We start from the raw sequence: 22,698 nt of genomic DNA, 5'->3' as shown, positions 1-22,698 counted from the left end.
TATGCACGACAAGCGGAGTGCGGCGATGGTTGTGCGGGCGAGCGCTCATTCAGCGTCCGAGCCGTCCACGGACCATGCCGACCAGCCCGTTGACCTCTTCGATGCGCATCTTCTTCGCCGCGACGAAGAAGATGCCCACGAGGATGGCACCGCCGCAGATCAGCGCGGCCAGTGAGCCGAGTGCGCCGGTGCCGACGAGTTCCAGGATCCCGAATCCGACGGCGCCTCCGACCAGGGCGGCGGGCACGGCGGCCATGCAGAGGCGCGCGTAGGTCCGCACGATGTGCGCGCCGTCCAGGTCGCCGCCCAGCCGGTTGCGCAGTCGGCGCCAGGCGACACCGACGCCGACCGCGTAGGCCAGACCGTAGGAGAAGGCCATGCCGACGACGGCCCACCGGGCGGGCAGGACGACGTAACAGAGTGCGGAGGCGGCGGCGTTGACGGCGGCCACGATGACCGTGTTGTAGAAGGGGGTGCGGGTGTCCTCGTAGGCGTAGAACCCTCGCAGGACGACGTACTGCACGGAGTACGGGATCAGGCCGAGCGCGAAGGCCATAAGGATGAAGCCCATGGAGCGGGCGGCCTCGATGCCGCTGGAGGCGTACAGCAGGGTGGCCATCGGCAGGCCGAGCGCGAGGAAGGCGAAGGCCACCGGCACGATGGCGACGGCCGAGTTGCGCAGTCCCTGCGAGATGTCGTCGCGGACCGCTCCCGGGTCGTTGTCATGCGCGGCCCGGGAGATGCGGGGCAGCAGCGCGGCCATGACCGAGACGGTGATGATGGCCTGCGGCATGCCCCAGATCAGCTGGGCGTTGGAGTAGGCCAGGAACCCGGTGCCGTCGTGGCCCGAAGCCGTGCCGGCCGCCGTGGCGAGCTGGGTGACCACCAGGACGCCCGCCTGGTTGGCCAGGACGAACAGCACGGTCCACTTGGCGAGCTTGACGGTCTTGCCGAGCCCGTGGCCCTTCCAGTCGAACCGGGGGCGGAAACGGAAGCCCGTCTCGCGCAGGTACGGGATCATCGCCAGGGACTGGACGACGAGGCCGAGCAGGGTGCCGATGCCCAGCAGCCGGACGCCTTCCGGCGGGATGGTGTCGACGCCCATCTGCGATTCGGCGGAGGTTCCGTAGACCCAGATGAACAGCCCGAACGTGATGATCATGACGATGTTGTTGAGGACCGGGGTCCACATCATCGCGCCGAACTTGCCGCGGGCGTTCAGGATCTGACCCATCACCACGTGCACGCCCATGAAGAAGATGGTGGGCAGGCAGTAGCGGGCGAAGGTGACGGCGACGCTGTTGGCGGCCACGTCGTCGGCGATCGTGCTGGACATCAGCTTGATCAGCACCGGTGCGACGAGGACCGCTGCGGCGACGATCAGGCCGAGCGCGACCATCACCAGGGTCAGGAGCCGGTTGGCGAAGGCCTCGCCGCCGTCCTCATCGTTCTTCATCGCGCGGACGAGCTGCGGGACGAAGACCGAGTTGAGGCCACCGCCGACGGTGAGGATGTAGATCATCGTCGGCAGGGTGTACGCGATGGTGAAGCTGTCGCCGAGCAGCGCGGCGCCGAGTGCGGCGGTGATCACCAGCGACCGTACGAAGCCGGTGAGCCGGGAGACGAGCGTGCCGGCGGCCATGACCGCGCTGGACTTGAGGAGTCCGGAGACCTTGCCGCCGCCGCCCTTGGCGGGCGCGGGCGCGGGAGCCGGTTCGGGCTGGGGCGGAACCGGGGGCTTCCCCGATCCCTCCTGGTCCCGGAAGAGGTGGGCGAACGCGTCCGGCTCCTGCCGGTCGTCCGACGCCTGGGTGACGAGCGCGTCGACGCCGACGAACTGCGTGGTCGCAGGGCGGTCCCCGTACGGCAGGTGCCGGGAGGGGCCCGCCGGCTCGGGGGGCGGGGTCTGGGCCCAGATGCGCGGGTCGGGGGCGTAGGGGGCGGCGGGCGGCTGCTGGTAGAGCGGCCCCGGCTCCTGGTAGGTACCGGGAGGCGGCGGCGGGTGCGCGGCGCGGTCGTAGAGCGCCTCGCCCACCGGGTCCTGGGCGGCCAGGTCCTGCGCCCGGTAGGGGTCGTCCTCGTAGGCGTGCTGGAGGTACGGGTCCGGCGGCGCGGAGCCGTCCTGGCCCGCGCCCGGGGGAACCGGAGGCCCGCCCGGAGACGCTGCTCCGCCCGCGCCCTGCCCGCGGTCACCGTCGTACGGCGCGTTCATCGAAACCCCTACCTCATCGTCCCCGGCCGACCGGCCACGACAGACATCGCTCAACGGTCCACTTTCTCACCCGTTCCCGACGGGGCCCCGCTTTCCGGACCGGTGTCCGGAGTCGGGTCACTCGGCTGCTCGGGTCCGTCGCCGTTTCCGTCCGCCGTGTCGCTTGCCACGGCGCGCTTGCGGTGGCTGTACATCCTGATGCCCGCCAGCACCAGGAGCAGCAGGCCGCCGGCGATGACGAGCAGCACGGTGGGCGTCACCTCGGAGACCTTCACGGTGAAGGTCATCTCCTCGCCGTACTGGGTGCCGTCCTCCGTGTACAGCCGGGCGGTCACCTGGGCGCGGCCATTGGCGCTGGTCGCCGTGTCGAACTTCACCGACTGGCTGTGGCCGCCCGCGATGCTGACCGGCAGCTCGGCCATGCTCCCGTCGTCGTTGAACTTGAGCCGGATGTTGTCCGACGTCAGCTGGAGAACCAGCCGGTCCACGCCCTGCACCAGTTTGTTCTGCACGGTGACCGGGATCGTCGCGCTGCGCCCGGAGAGGGTGACGTCGGACTTCTCGATGAGCTGCACCTCGGAGGTGAGGCTCTGCAGGTAGTCGCGGACCGCGTCCCGGTACTGCTGTGCCTCCAGCGACCGGCCGCGCCAGGACGTCGACATCGAGCGGTTGACGGCGTTGCCGAAGGGCGTCACCACGCGCTCGGGCTGCGTCAGGATCGTCTCGAAGCTGTCGAGCGAGCCCTGGGTGGTGCGGATGTCCTGGAACGCCTGCGTGGGCAGTTCCTGGGCCCGGAGCTTCTTGGGGTACGCCGAGGCCCGGGGGACCTTGGTGGTGGCCCTCGGGTCGGGCTTCGCCTCGGCGGCGTCGACGAGGTCCAGGGGCTGCGTCCAGCGGTTGCCCGCCAGGCCCTCCAGCGCGCGGGCCATCGTCTGGGCCTGTGCGACGGTGGGCATCCGTGGGGGGGCCACGACGATGCTGCGCTCGTTGTCCGGCGCCTGCTCGGTCAGTGCGAGGGTCTGGGCGAGGAACTTCTGGACCGTGCGGGTGGAGGAGCCCGCCCTCGACATGTCGCCGTCGAACAGGGTCGACAGCCGGGCGTCCGCGACGACCGCCGTGGTGCCTCCGCCGATCGGCCGCGCCGCGGTCGGTGTGTAGGGCAGTTTCGTGGTCTCCCGGAAGCTGTCGCTGCGGGCGATCACGTTGTGGGCCCCTGCCGAGGTCGCCACATCGACGATGGACGAGTCCACGGCGCCGTTCACGGGCCAGGCGAAGTCGGTGGACGGTTTCACATGGAGGATGGTCTCCACGGTGGTCGCGGCCACGGCAGAGGCGTTCTGCAGATGGCTGAGCGTTCCGGAGACGTTCTTGCCGCGGTGCGCGATGGAGGCCAGATCGGGGTCGGCGAACGGCAGCGCGATCACCTTGCCGTCCTCGACCACCTTCTCCAGCGCGCTGAGCCACTGCTTGGCGACGGCCTGGTTCTTGCCCGGGACGGTCGTGTCACCCGACTCGACCTCGTACTTCCCGGCCATCGCCGCGACGCTCGCCAGGAGGTCCGGGTCGACGACCCAGGTCACGGGGAGCCGGCTGCCCAGGGACACCAACTGCTCCAGCCGGCCACCGGGTGCCAGCTCCTCGGCCAGGCCGTCGTCGGTGAACACGGGGGTCTGCTGCTCGTCCGAGCGGGTCTCCGCCGTGACGTGGGGGGACGCGATCAGCGGCCAGAGGATGGTGAGCTTGGTCCTGCTGTCGCTCGCCTCGGGCTGCCAGGGCAGGAACGAGCGCTCGATGCCCAGCACCTGCTCGTTGGGGGTGGTCGTCGTACGGCCGGAGACCGAGACGCCGAGCTGGTAGACGCCCGGGTCGTCCAGGCCGAGTTTGTCGACGGGCACGGTGAGCGTGAAGTCCTGGCTGATGCCCTTGGCGAGCTTGGGGAACTTCACCGTGTACTTGTCCCCGACGGTGGCCGGGTCGTCGCCGGGAACGTACGCGGAGCGCTTCGTGGCGTCGTCTACCTCTCCGCGGCCGGCGAGCCGGGGTCCGACCCGCAGATCGACCTCGGCGCTGCTGATCGTCTCCTTGCCCTTGTTGGTGAGCGTTCCGGAGACGGTCAGGGTGTCGTCCTCCGCCGGAACGCTCGGGGAGAGCGTGTTCAGGGACACATCGACCGTACGGGAGCCGGTGGGGGCCTTGGCGGGCTCGGCGGCCGGGGCGGCACTGGCCGTGGGAACGGCCAGGAGACCGGCCAGCAGCGGCGCTCCGAGCGCCGCCGAGGCCGTGCGCCGGAGCCACCGGCGGGCAGGAGAGGGACGAGTCCCCTGGAAGTCTGCCGCCTCGGCCACGCGCCTACCCGTCCCTCGTCGTCATCAGATGCTGTCGATCGTTCGGTCCTGCGTCCCCGCATGGTAACGAGGTGCGGCGGGCCGAAGTGCTGGGGTCCATCGCACATGATCGCGGGTGGCTCGCAGGGCCCCCGTAAACGATGACGCCGCGGCCGGTCCGTGCACGTACCCTTTTCTGTTGTGCCGAACGCCAACGAAGAGAACGCCAGTGCACTGAGCCAGGTGCAGCACCGCGCGGTGAGTGAGCTGCTGCGGGTGTCCCCGGTCGCCGACGACCTCGCCCGTCGATTCCAGGAGGCCGGATTCGGCCTCGCGCTGGTCGGCGGCTCGGTCCGCGATGCCCTGCTGGGCAGGCTCGGGAACGACTTGGACTTCACCACCGATGCCCGCCCCGAGGACGTGCTCAAGATCGTCCGCCCCTGGGCCGACTCGGTGTGGGAGGTCGGGATCGCCTTCGGCACCGTCGGTTCCCAGAAGGACGGCTATCAGATCGAGGTCACGACCTACCGGTCCGAGGCCTACGACCGGACCTCGCGCAAGCCGGAGGTCTCCTACGGCGATTCCATCGAGGACGACCTCGTGCGCCGTGACTTCACGGTCAACGCGATGGCCGTGGCTCTGCCGCAGAAGGAGTTCGTCGATCCGTACGGAGGTCTGAAGAACCTCGCCGAGCGGGTACTGCGCACCCCGGGAACACCCGAGGCGTCCTTCTCCGACGACCCGCTGCGCATGCTCCGCGCCGCCCGCTTCGCCGCGCAGCTCGACTTCGAGGTCGCACCCGACGTCGTGACCGCCATGACGGAGATGGCCGCGCGGATCGGCATCGTCTCCGCCGAGCGGGTCCGCGACGAACTCAACAAGCTGCTGCTCTCCCAGCACCCGCGCAAGGGTCTGGGGCTCCTGGTCGACACGGGACTCGCCGAGCAGGTGCTGCCCGAGCTTCCCGCGCTGCGCCTGGAGAGTGACGAGCATCACCGCCACAAGGACGTCTACGAGCACTCGCTGACCGTCCTGGAACAGGCCATCGGCCTGGAGGAGGACGGACCCGACCTCGTGCTGCGGCTGGCCGCGCTGCTCCATGACATCGGCAAGCCGAGGACCCGCCGCTTCGAGAAGGACGGCCGGGTCTCCTTCCACCACCACGAGGTGGTGGGCGCGAAGATGACGAAGAAGCGCATGACCGAGCTCAAGTACTCCAACGAGCTGGTCAAGGACGTGTCGAAACTGGTGGAGCTGCACCTGCGCTTCCACGGGTACGGGGACGGCGAGTGGACCGACTCCGCGGTGCGCCGATATGTGCGCGACGCGGGGCCGCTGCTCGAACGTCTCCACAAGCTGACCCGATCGGACTGCACGACCCGGAACAAGCGCAAGGCGAACGCGCTCTCCCGCACCTATGACGGCCTGGAGGAGCGCATTGCCCAGCTGCAGGAGCAGGAGGAGCTCGACTCGATCCGCCCCGACCTGGACGGCAACGAGATCATGCGGATCCTCGACGTCGGGCCCGGTCCGGTGATCGGCAAGGCCTACGGGTTCCTGCTGGAGCTGCGCCTGGAGCACGGGCCCATGGAACGGGACGCCGCTGTGGCCGCGCTCAAGGAGTGGTGGGCGCGGCAGAACTGAGGTCGGGGGCTGATGTTTCACGTGAAACATCAGCCCCCGGATGTTGGCGAGGGGCGTTGTTTCACGTGAAACAACGCCCCTCGCCACATCCATGACCGGTTACCGGTAACCGTCGATCCGTCGTCGGCGAAACATGGTCACCGCGACCAACGCGTACAGCACCGACACGACCACCACGACGGCGACGGATCTGCCGTCCGGCGGGAGCATGAGAGCCGCCACCCCTGCGGCGCTCACGAACGCGACGTTGAAGAGCACGTCGTAGAGCGAGAAGACCCGGCCGCAGAAGGAGTCGTCGACCGAGGTCTGCACCACCGTGTCGGTCGCGATCTTCGACCCCTGGGTGACGACACCGAGCACGAACGCGGCGATCAGCATCGGGAGAAGGGCGAAGGAGAGGCCCAGGGCCGGTACCAGGAGCGCCGCCGCACCGGCGCAGCCCACGATCCACCCGTACCGGCCGAGCCGGCCCACCGCCCAGGGGGTGAGGACGGCGGCGACGAAGAATCCCGCACCGGACACCCCGACCGCCAGGCCGAGCAGGGCCAGACCGTCGGACTCGGTGTCCGACCAGGCGTAGCGGCACAGCATGAGCACCATCACGGTGAGGGCGCCGTAACAGAAGCGGATCACGGTCATCGCGGCCAGCGCCCCGGCCGCGTGTCTCCGCTGCGTCAGATGGTGCAGCCCGGCGACGAGCCCGCGCGCGGTGACGGCCAAGGCGGCTCGCAGTCGCAGGGGGCTCCCGTCGGTATCCGGTCCCAGCAGAGCGCGGGGCAGGCTCAGGGACGCCAGCGCGGAGAGCAGGTAGAGCATCGCCCCCAACAGCACGACCGCCGCGTCGGACTCGTCGGCCACCAGCCGTACGACGAAAGCGAGACCGCCTCCCGCGGTGGCCGCCAGAGTGCCGGCGGTGGGAGACAGGGAGTTGGCGACGACGAGGCGATCGGTGTCGACCACCCGGGGCAGGGCGGCGGAGAGACCGGCCAGCACGAAGCGGTTGACGGCGGTGACGCAGAGCGCCGAGGCGTAGAAGAGCCAGTCGGGCACCGAGGCGAGAATCAGCAGCGCCGTGGAGCAGGCCAGAGCGGCCCGCAGGAGGTTCCCGTAGAGGAAGACCTGGCGTCGGGGCCAGCGGTCCAGCAGAACCCCCGCGAAGGGGCCGATCAGGGAGTAGGGCAGGAGGAGCACGGCCATCGCGGAGGCGATGGCGGCGGCCGACGCCTGCTTCTCGGGGGAGAAGACGACGTACGCGGCGAGGGCGACCTGGTAGACGCCGTCGGCGGACTGAGACAGCAGCCGCACGGTGAGCAGGCGGCGAAAGTTCCGCAGGCGTAGGAGGGTGCGCAGATCACGCGCGACAGACATGGGAGCAAGCGTCACACACGTCGGGGGTCCGCGGGCGGATTGCCCGGGGACCCCCGACGTGCGGCAGGAAGAGGTGAGCGTCTCCGCTCAGCGCTCCGGTGAGGCTTCTCGGCCGAGAGGGCCGGTTCAGCTCTCGGTGTCGCCGTTGATGAACCGCTCGACGTTCTCGCGGGCCTCGTCGTCGAAGTACTGCACGGGAGGGCTCTTCATGAAGTAGCTCGAAGCCGACAGGATCGGGCCGCCGATGCCGCGGTCCTTGGCGATCTTCGCCGCACGGACGGCGTCGATGATGACACCGGCCGAGTTCGGGGAGTCCCACACCTCGAGCTTGTACTCCAGGTTCAGCGGAACGTCGCCGAACGCGCGGCCCTCGAGGCGCACGTACGCCCACTTGCGGTCGTCCAGCCAGGCCACGTAGTCCGAGGGGCCGATGTGGACGTTGTCCGCACCGAGCTCACGGTCGCGGATCTGCGAGGTGACGGCCTGCGTCTTGGAGATCTTCTTGGACTCCAGGCGCTCACGCTCGAGCATGTTCTTGAAGTCCATGTTGCCGCCGACGTTCAGCTGCATCGTGCGGTCCAGGATGACACCCCGGTCCTCGAAGAGCTTCGCCATCACGCGGTGCGTGATGGTGGCGCCCACCTGGGACTTGATGTCGTCGCCGACGATCGGGACACCGGCCTCGGTGAACTTGTCCGCCCACTCCTTGGTGCCGGCAATGAACACCGGGAGAGCGTTGACGAACGCGACCTTGGCGTCGATGGCGCACTGCGCGTAGAACTTCGCAGCGACCTCGGAACCGACGGGCAGGTAGCAGACGAGAACGTCGACCTGCTTGTCCTTGAGGATCTGGACGATGTCGACCGGGGCGTCCGCGGACTCCTCGATCGTCTCGCGGTAGTACTTGCCCAGGCCGTCGTGGGTGTGGCCGCGCTGGACGGTCACGCCCGTGTTCGGCACGTCCGCGATCTTGATGGTGTTGTTCTCGCTGGCGCCGATGGCGTCCGCGAGGTCGAGGCCGACCTTCTTCGCGTCGACGTCGAAGGCGGCGACGAACTCGACGTCACTGACGTGGTACTCGCCGAACTGGACGTGCATCAGACCGGGCACCTTGCCGGCCGGATCGGCGTCCTTGTAGTACTCGACGCCCTGCACCAGCGAGGCGGCGCAGTTGCCCACGCCTACGATGGCTACGCGAACCGAACCCATTCCGGTTGCTCCCTGTGTAATCGGTGATTCCGATGAAGTCGCCGCGGAGTGCGATGACTTCACTTGGCGGTGTCGTCGGACGGATCCGGCCGGGTGTTGTCCCGGTGCCGGGGCAGGCCGCCCGTCTCTCCAGGTGTGTCCTGCTGAGCGGAGCCCTCGGGCGAGGATCGTCGCTGATCCCGTCCCGACCGCTCGCTCTCAATGAGCTCGTTCAGCCAGCGCACTTCGCGCTCCACGGACTCCATGCCGTGTCGCTGCAGCTCAAGTGTGTAGTCGTCGAGTCGTTCACGGGTGCGGGCGAGAGAGGCGCGCATCTTCTCCAGTCGCTCCTCCAGCCGGCTGCGCCGGCCTTCGAGCACCCGCATCCGCACCTCGCGCTCGGTCTGCCCGAAGAAGGCGAAGCGCGCTGCGAAGTGCTCGTCCTCCCAGGCGTCCGGACCGGTGTGCGACAGCAGCTCCTCGAAGTGCTCCTTACCTTCTGCCGTCAACCGGTAGACGATCTTCGCCCGGCGTCCCGTCAGCGAGGGGGACGCGGCGGTCGGGCGTCCGCCGGCCGGCGCGGTGTCCGCCGGATCGCCGGCGGGCTCCTCGATCAACCAGCCGCTGGCCACCAGCGTCTTGAGGCAGGGATAGAGGGTTCCGTAGCTGAACGCACGGAAGATCCCCAGCGAGGTGTTGAGGCGTTTGCGCAGCTCATAGCCGTGCATCGGCGATTCGCGGAGCAGGCCGAGAACAGCGAACTCGAGGATGCCGGAGCGTCTGCTCACCGGTGCCTCCTCCTTCTCCCGCTGCTTCCGTCGGCACGGTCCACCGGAACCACCGGGGCACTTATGCCGTGCTGATGTATCGACTCGATACATCAGCACGATAGATCGCTCCGACCTGTTCGACAAGGGTGACCTTCGTGAACGGCGTCACATCAGCGATTCCCAGGGTTCGACTTGCGTTGTTTGGGGTGAAGTTCGGCCCTAGGCGGGTTTTGACCGTGCGTAGTCTGTGCGGCATGCAGACCACCGGGAACCGCGAGGCGCTTTCGCGCGTCAGTCATCGCGGACTGCCGGATGTACTGCGGATGAGCCTTCCGCAGTGGCTTGTCCGTAATTCGGGGGGACCGGATCTCAACTGCCGCTTCCAGGCGCTCTCGCCTGCCCGAGGAGTAGTCGTTCCATGAGCGAGCACCGTCGCAAAACGCCTCAGCCACAGGGTGGCGGGCGTGCAGCGGCCAGACGAGCCGCCCAGCAGTCGACCGGACGCCGAGCAGTCCCGTCACGCAGGGCCACGTCGGCATCACCTTCCGAATCACCGTCCGAGTCGCACGGCGAGGAGCGCCAGTACGGCAGCCGCGCCGAGGCCCGCCGCGCGGCCCAGAAGGGCGGTCGGCGCCGGGGTGCCGACGCCGGGGGCCACGGCGCGGGCGGCGGTGGCCGACGCCGCGGTGGCGGTGACGGTGGCTCCGACCGTCCGGGGGGACGGGGGCACGACCACGACCCCGGCGAGAAGCGCGTCATCGACTACCCGCGCCACGGCAGGTACGGGTTCCGCCGCTGGGTGCCCTCGTGGAAGCTGGTCTCGGGGCTCAGTCTGGGCTTCCTCGGCGTGCTGATGGGCGTCGGGGGTATCTCGTACGCCTGGGTGGCCAAGCCGAACATCAACGAAGCGGCCGAGGCGCAGAACAACGTCTACTACTGGGCCGACGGCACGCAGATGGTGGCGACCGGTGGCGCGGTCAACCGCCAGATCCTCAAGTACGAGCAGATCCCGGAAGAGATGCGCAACGCCGTCATCTCGGCCGAGAACAAGAGCTTCGAGACGGACAAGGGCATCGACCCGGTGGGCATCGGCCGTGCGCTGTTGAACATGGCCACGGGCGGTGAGACCCAGGGCGGCTCGACCATCACCCAGCAGTACGTGAAGAACTCCATGCTCACCCAGGACCAGACGCTCAAGCGGAAGTTCCAGGAGCTCTTCATCACGCTCAAGGTCGCCGGTGAGGACAGCAAGGAAAAGGTGATGGCGGGCTACCTCAACGTCTCCTACTACGGACGTGGGGCATCGGGGCTGCAGGCGGCGGCCCGCACCTACTACAACAAGGACGCCGACGAACTGAACGCGAGCGAGTGCGCCTTCCTGGCCACCCTGCTCAAGGGCGCGAGCTACTACGACCCCGCCGGCGCACCCGACATCGACGAGGACAACGCGACCGCGGCGAAGAACACCGAGCGGGCCAAAGACCGTTGGAAGTGGATCCTTGACGAGCAGGTCAAGGACGGGCGCATGACGGCGGAGGAGCGCGCCAAGTACACCGAGTTCCCCATGCCGCTGCCGAAGAAGAAGGACGCCAAGCTGGGCGGCCAGACCGGCTACCTCGTAGAGCTCTCCAAGAAGTACTTCCTGGCCAACAACGAGCAGAACATCGACGCCAAGAAGCTCGAACTGGGCGGCTACGAGATCCACACCACCTTCCAGAAGAAGAGGGTGAAGGAGCTCGAGGCAGCGGTGAAGAAGGTCTACGAGGCCAAGATCCGGCCCGAGGAGCGCCCCGAGACGGACACGCACGTCGAGTTCGGCGGTGCGTCCGTCGACGCGAAGACCGGCGCCATCATCGCCACGTACGGCGGGCAGAACGCCACCACGCACTTCACGAACAACGCCGACGCCACCGGTGCCCAGGTCGGTTCGACGTGGAAGCCGTTCGTCCTGGCCGCGGCCATGCAGTACGGCGTGCGTAATCCGTCCGGCGGGCCGGAGCAGAGTGAGTCCGAGCGCACCCAGGTCTCGCCGGAGAGCGTCTACAACGGCGACGACGGCCTGCGGATCAGGGACTACACCGGCAAGATCTGGCTGAACGAGGACGACAAGGAGTGGCGCCAGACCAACGACGGCAACGTTGACCACGGCAAGATCGACCTGCGGACGGCCATGGAGAAGTCCGCCAACTCCCCGTTCGTGCAGCTCGGCATGGACATCGGTACCGACAAGGTCAAGGACGTCGCCGTCGCCTCCGGTCTGAAGGACGACACCTTCATGGCGGACTCCAGCGTCCCCTCGTTCTCCATCGGCACCTCGTCGCCCAGCGCCATCCGGATGGCGGGCTCCTACGCCACCTTCGCCACGAGCGGTCAGCAGAACGACACGTACTCGGTGACCGAGGTGAAGAAGGGGGGCGAGGTCGTCTTCCAGCACAAGAAGAATTCCAAGCGCGCCTTCAGCTCGGGCATCGCCGACAACGTGACCGACGTGCTGAAGAACGTCGTGGAGAACGGAACGGGCAAGCCCGCCCGCCTTGAGGGCCGTGAAGCCGCGGGCAAGACCGGTACGACGGACGGCAACCGGTCTGCCTGGTTCGTCGGGTACACGCCGCAGATCTCGACCGCCATCAGCATGTTCCGGCTCGACGACGACGAGACGAACGAAGAGCGCGAGTTCCTGAAGATGTTCGGCACCGGTGGCGAGGCGAAGATCCACGGAAACTCGTTCCCGGCCTCCATCTGGCACGACTACATGACCGGCGCGATGAAGGGCAAGAAGGTCATCTCCTTCCCGGAACCGAAGGACCTGGGCAAGATGGTGTGGGGCGGTGGCGCGGAGAGCCCCAGCCCGACGCCCAGCCCCACGCCTTCGCCGACGCCCTCCGAGGAGGAGGAAGAAGAAGAAGAGCCGCCGCCGAGTCCGAAGCCGACTCAGACCACCCCGAGTCCGCCGACGCCGTCGCCGAGCAAAACCTGCGGCATCTGGGACCCGAACTGCCAGGAGGCCAACGGCGGGGCGAACGCCGGAGCGGACGGCGGGGGCGACAACACCGGAGCGACCGACGGGGGCGACAACACCGGAGCGGACGGCGGGGGCGACAACACCGGAGCGACCGACGGCGCCGACAACGGGGGAGCTCAGGGAGCCAACGGCAACCCGGGCGGAACCGGCTCCATCTGGGGCAACAACGGTTAGCCGGACGCCCCGGCCGAGCCCTCGGGGCCGGCCCGGCACAGCGGCGAGGGCCGCCGTACCCACCCGGTACGGCGGCCCTCGCCGCGTTCCAAGGCGGCGGCACGCGGCATCCCGGATCTGTGCCCGTGTCCCCCGGGCGGTCCTTGCCCCGGGCACAGCCCCGTACGGCAGGATGTGCGGCATGCCAAGCCCCAGCGCAGAAGACACGAGCGTGCACCAGGAGCGGCCCGTCGTGCGGCCCACCGATCAGGACGAGGTCGCGGCGGCCGGCAGCGAGCTGTTCGGTGGCCGGGTGGGACGCTGGGCGCGGCTCGGCGGCGGCCCGCTCACGCCCGTGCGCGTCGTCGCGCTGGTCATGATCGGGATGTTCGCCCTCGGCATGGTGCAGAAGATCCCCTGTTATGAATGGGCCTGGTTCCGCGGGGCCACCTCGCAGTACACCCATGCCTGCTACTCCGACATTCCGCACCTCTTCATGGGGCGCGGGTTCGCCGACGGTCTCGTGCCGTACTTCGACCGGCTGAGCGGCGATATGCAGTACCTGGAGTACCCGGTGCTGACCGGGGTGTTCATGCAGGTGGCGTCCTGGCTGACGCTGACGCCGGACAGCGACCCCATCCAGCAGCGCGAGCAGATGTACTGGATGGTCAACGCGGGCATGCTGATGATCTGCGCGGTCGTCGTCGCCGTGTGCACCGTCCGCACGCACCGCCGTCGCCCCTGGGACGGGCTCCTGGTCGCGCTGGCCCCCGCGTTCGTCCTCACCGCGACCATCAACTGGGACCTGCTGGCCGTCGCCCTGACGGCCGCGGCGATGCTCATGTGGTCCCGGGGCCGGGTGCTCGCGTTCGGCATCCTCATCGGCCTGGCGACCGCGGCCAAGCTCTACCCCGTCCTGCTGCTCGGCCCGCTCCTGGTGCTCTGCTGGCGGGTGGGCAGGTGGCGCGAGTTCGGGACGGCGCTGCTGGGCGCGGGAGCGGCCTGGCTGGTGGTGAATCTGCCGGTGATGCTCTTCGCCCCCGAGGGGTGGCGGAAGTTCTACACGTTCAGCCAGGAGCGGCCCATCGACTTCGGTTCGTTCTGGCTGATCATCACCCAGCGCACCGGCAAGCCCATCGAGGTGGAGACGGTCAACACCGCGTCGGTCGTCCTGATGGTCGTGTTCTGCGCGGGCATCGCGGGCCTGGCGCTGTCCGCGGCCCGCCGGCCGCGCTTCGCCCAACTGGCGTTCCTGGTGGTGGCCGCGTTCATCCTGACGAACAAGGTCTACTCGCCGCAGTACGTGCTCTGGTTGATCCCGCTGGCCGTCCTGGCCCGACCGCGCTGGCGCGACTTCCTCATCTGGCAGGCCTGCGAGGTCATGTACTTCCTCGGGATCTGGTTCTACCTCGCCTACACCAGCGGCGGGGACAAGCACCAGGGGCTGCCGCAGGAGGGTTACCAGGTCGCGATCGCCCTGCATCTGCTGGGCACCCTGTACCTGTGCGCGCTGATCGTCCGGGACATCCTGCAGCCGGACAAGGACCCGGTGCGCGAGGACGGGTCGGACGACCCGTCGGGCGGTGTCCTCGACGGGGCTCCGGACGCGTTCGTGCTGGCGCCCGAGGCCCGTCCGTCCGGGCACAGGGCCCCGACGGTCACGGGACCACAGGTGGAGTGGGGCGTCGCAGCCGGCCGGGACGGCTGACCCGGGGCCCGGGGGGCGGCCGTTCGGGCCGCGCCCGGGCGGGCTCAGCGGTCGACGAGCCGGTCGTACTGCGTGGTGGTGTGGCGCAGATGGGCGACCAGCTCGTCACCGACCCGCGGCTCCTGGGCGTCCGAGGGCACGAACAGGATCGATACCTGCATGTGCGGCGGCTCGGCGAACCACCGCTGCTTGCCCGCCCAGACGAACGGCGACAGGTTGCGGTTGACCGTGGCCAGCCCCGCGCGTGCGACGCCCTTGGCCCGCGGCATCACGCCGTGCAGCGCCTTGGGCGCCTCCAGGCCGACCCCGTGCGACGTACCGCCGGCCACGACGACCAGCCAGCCGTCGGAGGCGGCCTTCTGCTGGCGGTAGCCGAACCGGTCGCCCTTGACGACGGGGGTGACGTCCAGGACGGCCCCCCGGTACTCGGTGGCCTCGTGGTCGCCGAGCCAGAGCCGGGTGCCGATACGGGCGCGGAACCGGGTCTGGGGGAACTGCTGCTGGAGCCGGGCCAGCTCCTCGGCGCGCAGATGGCTGACGAACATGGTGTGCAGCGGCAGCCGGGCCGCGCGCAGCCGGTCCATCCAGCCGATGACCTCCTCGACGGCGTCGGAGCCGTCGGTGCGGTCCAGCGGCAGATGCAGGGCGAAGCCTTCGAGCCGTACGTCCTCGATCGCCGCGTGCAGCTGCCCGAGCTCCTCCTCCTTGACGCCGTGGCGCTTCATCGAGCTCATGCACTCGATGACGACCCGGGCGCCCACCAGGGCGTGCACCCCGTCGACGGAGGAGACGGACCGGATGACGCGGTCCGGCAGGGGCACGGGCTCCTCACCGCGCCGGAACGGGGTCAGGACGAGCAGGTCGCCGCTGAACCAGTCCTTGATCCGGGCCGCTTCGTAGGTCGTCCCGACGGCGAGGGTGTCGGATCCGAAGCGGATGGTCTCGTCGGCGAGGCGCTCGTGACCAAAACCGTAGCCGTTGCCCTTGCAGACGGGTACGAGACCGGGGAACTGGTCGATCACGGACTTCTGGTGCGCCCGCCAGCGCGCGGTGTCGACGTAGAGGGAGAGCGCCATGGCCGGCCCGGAACCTTTCTGGTGGCTGCGGTGAATCAGGAACGAACGGTGTGTGCCCAGATGCGCGATGGAGCGGTAAAGCGTGAAGCGGATCAGCGGCGCGACATGTAGATGTCGAGCGCCTTGTGGAGCAGCTTGTTGAGCGGGAAGTCCCACTCGCCGACGTACTCGACGGCCTCGCCGCCGGTGCCGACCTTGAACTGGATCAGGCCGAAGAGATGGTCGGTCTCGTCCAGCGAGTCACTGATCCCGCGCAGGTCGTAGACGGTCGCGCCCATCGCGTAACTGTCGCGCAGCATGCGCCACTGCATCGCGTTCGACGGCCGGACCTCGCGCCCGATGTTGTCGGAGGCACCGTAGGAGTACCAGACGTGTCCACCGACGACGAGCATCGTGGCCGCGGAGAGGTTCACGCCGTTGTGCCGGGCGAAGTAGAGGCGCATCCGGTTGGGGTCCTCGGAGTTGAGGACGGTCCACATGCGCTGGAAGTACGAGAGCGGGCGCGGCCGGAAGCGGTCGCGCACGGCGGTGATCTCGTAGAGCCGCTGCCACTCGGCCAGGTCCTCGTAGCCGCCCTGGACGACCTCGACGCCGGCCTTGTCGGCCTTCTTGATGTTGCGGCGCCACAGCTGGTTGAAGCCCTTGAGGACATCCTCGAGCGAACGGTTGGCCAGCGGCACCTGGAAGACGTAGCGGGGCTGTACGTCACCGAATCCGGCGCCGCCGTCCTCGCCCTGCTGCCAGCCCATCTTCCGCAGCCGGTCGGAGACCTCGAAGGCGCGCGGCTCGATGTGCGTGGCCTCGACGTCGCGCAGGCGCTTCACGTCGGGGTCCTGGATGCCGGACTTGATGGCCGTCGAGTCCCAGCGGCGGATGACCACCGGCGGGCCCATCTTCACGGAGAAGGCGCCCTGCTGCTTGAGGTGCGCGAGCATCGGCTGGAGCCAGTCGTCCAGGTTCGGTGCGTACCAGTTGATGACCGGGCCCTCGGGGAGGTATGCCAGGTAGCGCTTGATCTTGGGCAGTTGGCGGTACAGGACGAGGCCGGCGCCGACGATCTCGCCGTTCTTGTCGAACCAGCCCAGGCTCTCCGAGCGCCATTCGGTCTTCACGTCAGCCCACGCCGGGACCTGGCAGTGACTGGCCGAGGGCAGGCTCTGGATGTACGCCAGATGCTGCTCTCGGCTGATGGTCCTCAGGGTCAGGCTCATGCGGGGCGCTCCTCGGCAGGTGTGTCCCCATCGGTCAGGGGCTCCGGCTCTCGCGCCGAAGCCTACTGTGACCGAGGGGCGCCCGGCCTGGCCCCGGGGGCCAGGAACGTACGGCGGACCGGCGCGGGCGCCCAGGCGCCCGCGCCGGTCCTTGCTCCGGCCGGTGCTCCGGTCAGGTGATCACGCCGCCGAAGAGACCGCCGTGGGCCATGCCGAGGTAGAAGCCGACCGCTGAGGCTCCGATGCCCATGATCAGGCCGAACCGCTCCCAGGTCGTCTTCGAGATGTACTGGCCGTAGACGCCGGTCAGAATCCCGACGAGCCCCGCCCAGGAGCTGATCAGGTGGAGATGGTGGAACATCGCCGTGACGAACGCGAGGATGCCGAGCACCCCGGTCACCACCATCAGGACGTCCTGGACGGGATGCGGTCTGCCGTCCGTGGCGAAGAGTGAACCGGTGGCGCGGCGGCCGGTCTGGGACCGGGAGCCGGCGGGTCGGATGGTCTGTGCCATGGAGTACCTCCTGGCCGGACGGATGGGCGGTGGATCCAGCGTCCCGCGCACCGCGGCGGGTGGAGCGCCTCTCAACCGCATCTGTCTCGATTGTGCCCTCTGAGCTCCTGATTTCAACCGGAAGCCGGTCTACGGGTAGTCTGTACGGTCTGCACCGGTGTCTGCCCAGGCCAGCACGGCGAGCCTCCCCCGAAACCCGTCACCGGGATCGTTCGGGAGCGGATTGTCAGTGCTGGGTGTTCTCCTCGGGAACGCCGTTGCAACACGCATCACGACCCTCCTGCCACGGAACGACCGTGGCCGCTGAGTCCAAAGGAGGTGGGTTCCACATGCGTCACTACGAGGTGATGGTCATCCTCGACCCCGATCTCGAGGAGCGAGCAGTCTCCCCGCTGATCGAGAACTTCCTCTCCGTCGTCCGTGAGGGCGATGGAAAGGTGGAGAAGGTCGACACCTGGGGCCGTCGTCGGCTCGCCTACGAGATCAAGAAGAAGCCCGAGGGCATCTACTCGGTCATCGACCTGCAGGCCGAGCCTGCGGTCGTCAAGGAGCTCGACCGCCAGATGAACCTGAACGAGTCGGTCCTCCGGACCAAGGTCCTCCGTCCCGAGATCCACTGAGCTTCTAGCTCAGCGGTTTTCGGGTCCGAGTAGCAGCAAGCAGCCAGAAGCAATCCCCGCCGAGAGGTTCACCCATGGCAGGCGAGACCGTCATCACGGTCGTCGGCAATCTCGTCGACGACCCCGAGCTGCGCTTCACCCCGTCCGGTGCGGCGGTCGCGAAGTTCCGTGTCGCGTCCACTCCCCGCATCTTCGACCGGCAGACCAATGAGTGGAAGGACGGCGAAGGCCTGTTCCTCACCTGCTCGGTCTGGCGTCAGGCGGCGGAGAACGTCGCGGAGTCGCTTCAGCGAGGCATGCGCGTCGTCGTGCAGGGCCGGCTGAAGCAGCGGTCCTACGAGGACCGTGAGGGCGTCAAGCGCACGGTCTACGAGCTGGACGTCGAGGAAGTCGGCCCCAGCCTCAAGAACGCCACGGCCAAGGTCACCAAGACCACCGGTCGCGGTGGTCAGGGCGGCCAGGGTGGATACGGCGGCGGCCAGCAGGGCGGCGGCAACTGGGGCGGCGGTCCCGGTGGCGGTGGCCAGCAGGGCGGCGGCGGTGCACCCGCCGACGACCCGTGGGCGACCGGCGCGCCGGCAGGCGGCCAGGGCGGCGGGGGACAGCAGGGCGGCGGAGGCGGCTGGGGCGGAAGCTCCGGCGGTTCCGGCGGCTCAGGCGGTTCCTCTGGCGGCGGCTACTCGGACGAGCCTCCCTTCTAGGGCTGCTCGTACCCCCACTTCTTGATCACACAGGAGAAACACCATGGCGAAGCCGCCTGTGCGCAAGCCTAAGAAGAAGGTCTGCGCGTTCTGCAAGGACAAGACCCAGTACGTGGACTACAAGGACACGAACATGCTGCGGAAGTTCATTTCCGACCGTGGCAAGATCCGTGCCCGCCGCGTCACCGGCAACTGCACGCAGCACCAGCGTGACGTCGCCACGGCTGTGAAGAACAGCCGTGAGATGGCGCTGCTGCCCTACACGTCCACCGCGCGATAAGGGAAGGGTGACAAGAGCATGAAGATCATCCTCACCCACGAGGTCTCCGGCCTCGGCACCGCCGGCGACGTCGTCGACGTCAAGGACGGGTACGCCCGTAACTACCTGGTTCCGCGTGGCTTCGCCATTCGCTGGACCAAGGGCGGCGAGAAGGACGTGGCGCAGATCCGCCGCGCCCGCAAGATCCACGAGATCGCGACGATCGAGCAGGCCAACGAGATCAAGGCCAAGCTCGAGGGCGTGAAGGTCCGTCTGGCTGTTCGCTCCGGCGACGCCGGCCGTCTCTTCGGCTCGGTCACCCCGGCCGATGTCGCTGCGGCGATCAAGGCCGCCGGTGGTCCCGACGTCGACAAGCGTCGCGTCGAGCTCGGCTCGCCGATCAAGACGCTCGGCGGACACCAGGTGTCCGTCCGTCTGCACCCCGAGGTCGCAGCGAAGCTCGGCGTCGAGGTCGTTGCTGCCTAAGGGCAGAGCTCAGCTGAGTCAGTGAAGGGCCGCACCCCATGGGGTGCGGCCCTATCTGTCTTCTGTGATGCGCGGTGTTTCACGTGAAACACCGGCGGCCTGTTTCACGTGAAACAGGCCGCGAAGCGTACGGATCAGCGCGTGGCTCCGGTGACGATCCACCGGCCCGACCGGGTACGCAGCCAGAGCGTGACGAGGCGGACCGCCATCATCAGCGTCATCGCCCACCAGAGCGCGGTGAGCCCGCCGCCGAGGGAGGGCACCAGGAGCGCGACGGGCGCGAAGACGGCGAGCGTCACCAGCATCGCCCAGGCGAGATAGCGTCCGTCGCCGGCTCCCATCAGGACGCCGTCCAGGACGAAGACCACGCCCGCGATGGGCTGGGAGACCGCCACGACCAGGAGCGCGGGGAGCAGGGTGTCCTGCACCGAGGGGTCGCTGGTGAAGATCGGGATGAACAGAGGCCGGGCCAGCACGATCAGGACGCCGAGCACGATGCCGCAACCGATACCCCACTCGACCATGCGGCGGCAGGCCTCGCGGGCGCCCTTCTCGTCGTTCGCCCCCAGATAGCGGCCGATGATCGCCTGCCCGGCGATGGCGATGGCGTCGAGCGCGAAGGCGGTCAGGCTCCAGAGGGAGAGGATGATCTGATGCGCGGCGATGTCGATGTCCCCGAGCCGGGCGGCGACGGCGGTAGCGATCATCAGGACGGCGCGCAGCGACAGGGTCCGAATCAGCAGAGGCACGCCGGCCCGTGCGCTGGCCCTGATGCCCGCAGCGTCAGGGCGCAGGGAGGCGTTGTGCCTTCGGGCACCGCGGACCACCACGACGAGATAGGCGGCGGCCATACCGACCTGGGCGATCACCGTTCCCCAGGCGGAACCGGCGATCCCGAGCCCGGCACCGTAGACGAGGGTCACATTCAGGGCGGCGTTCACCGTGAAACCGCCGATGGCGACGTACAGGGGGGTGCGGGTGTCCTGGAGGCCGCGCAGTACACCGGTGGCGGCGAGCACGACGAGCATGGCGGGAATGCCGAGGATGGAGATCCTCAGGTAGGTGATCGCGTACGGAGCCGCGGTATCGGACGCGCCGAAGATGTCGACGAGCCACGGGGCCGTCGGGACCGCGAGGGCGACGACGGCTGCTCCGAGCAGCAGGGCGAGCCAGATGCCGTCCATGCCCTGGCGGATGGCGGCGGGAAGATCGCCCGCCCCCACGCGGCGGGCGACGGCCGCCGTGGTCGCGTAGGCGAGGAAGACGAAGATGCTCACGGCCGTCATCAGGAGGGCTGCCGCGATGCCGAGGCCGGCCAGTTGCGGGGTGCCGAGGTGGCCGACGACGGCGCTGTCGACCATCACGAACAGGGGCTCGGCGACGAGTGCGCCGAATGCCGGGACGGCAAGGGCGATGATCTCGCGGTCGTGCCGTCTGCGGCCGTTCTTCGGTGTCGCGGGGGCCTTGGTCATGGGGGTCAATCTAATCTTCCACAGGTAAGAGATGCAATCGACCTACGGCCCTTACTTATGGACCGGCGGGGCCTTCCTTCCCGCGCCGTTTGCGGTGATCTTGAAATGAGGGCGAAAGTTTTTCTCCCCCACAGTCAGTGGACGGAGAATGTGCAGGTCAGGATGGTCACGCCGCCATCGCTATGAGTTTGTCCACAGTGCTGTCCCCCGGTCCGTGCACAGGTTCGGCAGGGTTCTCCACAGCATCTGGTCCGTCCTCCACATGCCCTGTGGATAACCAGATTGGCTGACGGTGCGGAGGGGCCTACCGTGGTGCGGCGCCCGCACTCCGATCCGGCACCGGAATCCACCGAACCAGATGCGCCGGAAGTGGAGTCGGGCGACCTGTTTGTCGGTGCCGTGCCGTAAGAAAGAGTGGCACGGCTAGGTCCGCGATGCGGACGGGAGGAGGCGGCCCGGTGAGCATTCCCGAGCCTTTGGACGACCCCTGGACCGAGACCGGTCCCGGGGACCGTCTGCCCGTCTCCCGCCAGCGTCGGGGAGACCGCAAGGGACGTGAGGACCGCCACGACCGCGGCTCGGACGAGGCCTGGGAAGGCGGCTCCCCCGGGTTCGAGCGGGTGCCGCCCCAGGATCTCGACGCCGAGCAGTCCGTCCTCGGCGGCATGCTGCTGTCCAAGGACGCCATCGCGGACGTCGTGGAGATCATCAAGGGGCACGACTTCTACCGCCCCGCCCACGAGACCGTCTACACGGCGATCCTCGACCTCTACGCCAAGGGCGAGCCGGCCGACCCGATCACGGTCGCCGCCGAGCTGGTCAAGCGCGGAGAGATCACCAAGGTAGGCGGAGCACCGTATCTGCACACCCTGGTGCAGTCCGTGCCCACCGCGGCCAACGCCTCGTACTACGCGGAGATCGTCCACGAGCGGGCGGTGCTCCGGCGGTTGGTCGAGGCCGGGACGAAGATCACGCAGATGGGATACGCGGCCGACGGGGACGTCGACGAGATCGTCAACTCCGCGCAGGCCGAGATCTACGCGGTCACCGAGCAGCGCACCAGTGAGGACTATCTCCCCCTCGGCGACATCATGGAGGGCGCGCTCGACGAGATCGAGGCCATCGGGTCGCGCAGCGGCGAGATGACCGGTGTGCCGACGGGCTTCACGGACCTCGACGCCCTGACGAACGGCATGCACCCCGGCCAGATGATCGTCATCGCGGCCCGCCCCGCCATGGGTAAGTCCACGCTGGCGCTGGACTTCGCGCGTGCCGCGTCGATCAAGAACAACCTGCCCAGCGTCATCTTCTCCCTCGAGATGGGGCGCAACGAGATCGCGATGCGTCTGCTGTCCGCCGAGGCACGGGTGGCCCTGCACCACATGCGGTCCGGCACGATGACGGACGAGGACTGGACGCGGCTCGCCCGCCGGATGCCCGAGGTCTCGGCCGCTCCGCTGTACATCGACGACTCCCCCAACCTGTCGATGATGGAGATCCGCGCGAAGTGCCGCCGGCTCAAGCAGCGCAACGACATCAAGCTCGTGATCATCGACTATCTGCAGCTGATGCAGGCCGGTGGATCGAAGCGCTCCGAGAGCCGTCAGCAGGAGGTCTCGGACATGTCCCGAAACCTCAAGCTGCTGGCCAAGGAGCTGGAAGTCCCGGTGATCGCGCTCTCGCAGCTGAACCGTGGTCCCGAGCAGCGCACCGACAAGAAGCCGATGGTGTCCGACCTGCGTGAGTCCGGCTCCATCGAGCAGGACGCCGACATGGTCATCCTGCTCCACCGCGAGGACGCGTACGAGAAGGAGTCACCGCGCGCGGGCGAGGCGGACATCATCGTCGGCAAGCACCGTAACGGCCCGACGGCCACCATCACCGTGGCGTTCCAGGGCCACTACTCCCGTTTCGTGGACATGGCGCAGACCTGACGGATCGTTTTGTAGGTTCTCAAATTCCGTGTCATT

The 22,698-nt window shown here is 68.6% G+C and carries 18 protein-coding genes; 8 read left to right on the top strand and 10 right to left on the bottom strand.

Annotated features, from left to right (window positions below; genetic code table 11):
• Window positions 1–49: 49 nt before the first annotated feature.
• Both murJ and AC3CH1_RS13975 read right to left on the bottom strand, forming a co-directional pair.
• A complete protein-coding gene (murJ, locus tag AC3CH1_RS13980; protein ID WP_488463190.1) occupies window positions 50–2,212 on the bottom strand; it encodes a murein biosynthesis integral membrane protein MurJ in 2,163 nt (720 codons plus the stop codon).
• Window positions 2,213–2,262: 50 nt separating this feature from the next.
• Entirely contained in the window at window positions 2,263–4,557 is a 2,295-nt protein-coding gene (locus tag AC3CH1_RS13975) for a DUF6049 family protein (protein WP_488463189.1), read from the bottom strand.
• Window positions 4,558–4,737: 180 nt separating this feature from the next.
• On the opposite strand from AC3CH1_RS13975, the gene AC3CH1_RS13970 reads away from it, so the two are divergent.
• Window positions 4,738–6,180, top strand: coding sequence for a CCA tRNA nucleotidyltransferase (locus AC3CH1_RS13970; protein WP_488463188.1), 1,443 nt, complete (start codon window positions 4,738–4,740; stop codon window positions 6,178–6,180).
• A 99-nt stretch (window positions 6,181–6,279) separates the two neighbouring features.
• Here AC3CH1_RS13970 and AC3CH1_RS13965 read toward each other — a convergent pair whose 3' ends face one another.
• From AC3CH1_RS13965 to AC3CH1_RS13950, 4 genes are all read right to left on the bottom strand, one after another.
• Window positions 6,280–7,548, bottom strand: coding sequence for an MFS transporter (locus tag AC3CH1_RS13965; protein ID WP_488463187.1), 1,269 nt, complete (start codon window positions 7,546–7,548; stop codon window positions 6,280–6,282).
• Window positions 7,549–7,674: 126 nt separating this feature from the next.
• On the bottom strand, window positions 7,675–8,757 hold the full coding sequence (locus AC3CH1_RS13960) for an inositol-3-phosphate synthase (protein WP_361872739.1): 1,083 nt from the start codon (window positions 8,755–8,757) through the stop codon (window positions 7,675–7,677).
• Between the two features lie 59 nt (window positions 8,758–8,816).
• A complete protein-coding gene (locus tag AC3CH1_RS13955) occupies window positions 8,817–9,524 on the bottom strand; it encodes a PadR family transcriptional regulator (RefSeq protein ID WP_488463186.1) in 708 nt (235 codons plus the stop codon).
• Window positions 9,525–10,056: 532 nt separating this feature from the next.
• Window positions 10,057–10,281 (bottom strand): hypothetical protein, encoded by a 225-nt coding sequence (locus tag AC3CH1_RS13950; RefSeq protein WP_488463185.1) that lies wholly within the window; start codon window positions 10,279–10,281, stop codon window positions 10,057–10,059.
• Between the two features lie 24 nt (window positions 10,282–10,305).
• Between AC3CH1_RS13950 and AC3CH1_RS13945 the strand changes: the two genes are divergently transcribed.
• Together AC3CH1_RS13945 and AC3CH1_RS13940 are read left to right on the top strand one after the other, a co-directional pair.
• The gene (locus AC3CH1_RS13945; RefSeq protein ID WP_488463184.1) at window positions 10,306–12,702 is read left to right on the top strand and encodes a transglycosylase domain-containing protein; all 2,397 of its coding nucleotides are present in this window, start codon (window positions 10,306–10,308) and stop codon (window positions 12,700–12,702) included.
• Window positions 12,703–12,874: 172 nt separating this feature from the next.
• The gene (locus AC3CH1_RS13940) at window positions 12,875–14,389 is read left to right on the top strand and encodes a glycosyltransferase family 87 protein (protein WP_488463183.1); all 1,515 of its coding nucleotides are present in this window, start codon (window positions 12,875–12,877) and stop codon (window positions 14,387–14,389) included.
• Between the two features lie 44 nt (window positions 14,390–14,433).
• Here the strand turns inward: AC3CH1_RS13940 and AC3CH1_RS13935 are convergent, their stop codons facing one another.
• The 3 genes from AC3CH1_RS13935 to AC3CH1_RS13925 form a co-directional block, all read right to left on the bottom strand.
• Entirely contained in the window at window positions 14,434–15,465 is a 1,032-nt protein-coding gene (locus AC3CH1_RS13935; RefSeq protein WP_003967862.1) for an alanine racemase, read from the bottom strand.
• A 92-nt stretch (window positions 15,466–15,557) separates the two neighbouring features.
• A complete protein-coding gene (locus AC3CH1_RS13930) occupies window positions 15,558–16,676 on the bottom strand; it encodes a lipid II:glycine glycyltransferase FemX (RefSeq protein ID WP_488463182.1) in 1,119 nt (372 codons plus the stop codon).
• A gap of 172 nt (window positions 16,677–16,848) precedes the next feature.
• Entirely contained in the window at window positions 16,849–17,190 is a 342-nt protein-coding gene (locus AC3CH1_RS13925; protein WP_488463181.1) for a hypothetical protein, read from the bottom strand.
• Between the two features lie 329 nt (window positions 17,191–17,519).
• On the opposite strand from AC3CH1_RS13925, the gene rpsF reads away from it, so the two are divergent.
• From rpsF to rplI, 4 genes are all read left to right on the top strand, one after another.
• A complete protein-coding gene (gene rpsF, locus AC3CH1_RS13920) occupies window positions 17,520–17,810 on the top strand; it encodes a 30S ribosomal protein S6 (protein WP_018957345.1) in 291 nt (96 codons plus the stop codon).
• 74 nt (window positions 17,811–17,884) lie between these two features.
• A complete protein-coding gene (locus AC3CH1_RS13915; protein ID WP_073867202.1) occupies window positions 17,885–18,511 on the top strand; it encodes a single-stranded DNA-binding protein in 627 nt (208 codons plus the stop codon).
• 43 nt (window positions 18,512–18,554) lie between these two features.
• A complete protein-coding gene (rpsR, locus tag AC3CH1_RS13910) occupies window positions 18,555–18,791 on the top strand; it encodes a 30S ribosomal protein S18 (protein WP_003967857.1) in 237 nt (78 codons plus the stop codon).
• 18 nt (window positions 18,792–18,809) lie between these two features.
• Window positions 18,810–19,256, top strand: a complete 447-nt coding sequence (gene rplI / locus AC3CH1_RS13905; RefSeq protein WP_003967856.1) for a 50S ribosomal protein L9 — start codon at window positions 18,810–18,812, stop codon at window positions 19,254–19,256.
• 134 nt (window positions 19,257–19,390) lie between these two features.
• On the opposite strand, the gene AC3CH1_RS13900 is transcribed toward rplI, so the two are convergent.
• Complete coding sequence (locus tag AC3CH1_RS13900; RefSeq protein ID WP_488463180.1) at window positions 19,391–20,728, bottom strand: MATE family efflux transporter; 1,338 nt, start codon at window positions 20,726–20,728, stop codon at window positions 19,391–19,393.
• Window positions 20,729–21,186: 458 nt separating this feature from the next.
• Here AC3CH1_RS13900 and dnaB point away from each other — a divergent pair, with 458 nt between their 5' ends.
• On the top strand, window positions 21,187–22,662 hold the full coding sequence (gene dnaB, locus AC3CH1_RS13895) for a replicative DNA helicase (RefSeq protein ID WP_026290418.1): 1,476 nt from the start codon (window positions 21,187–21,189) through the stop codon (window positions 22,660–22,662).
• The last annotated feature ends 36 nt before the right edge of the window (window positions 22,663–22,698 follow it).

It is taken from the genome of Streptomyces sp. MGP-P1, from assembly GCF_057766565.1.
Note: the sequence above shows the minus strand (reverse complement) of the source record. Positions and strands in the feature narration are given on the sequence as shown.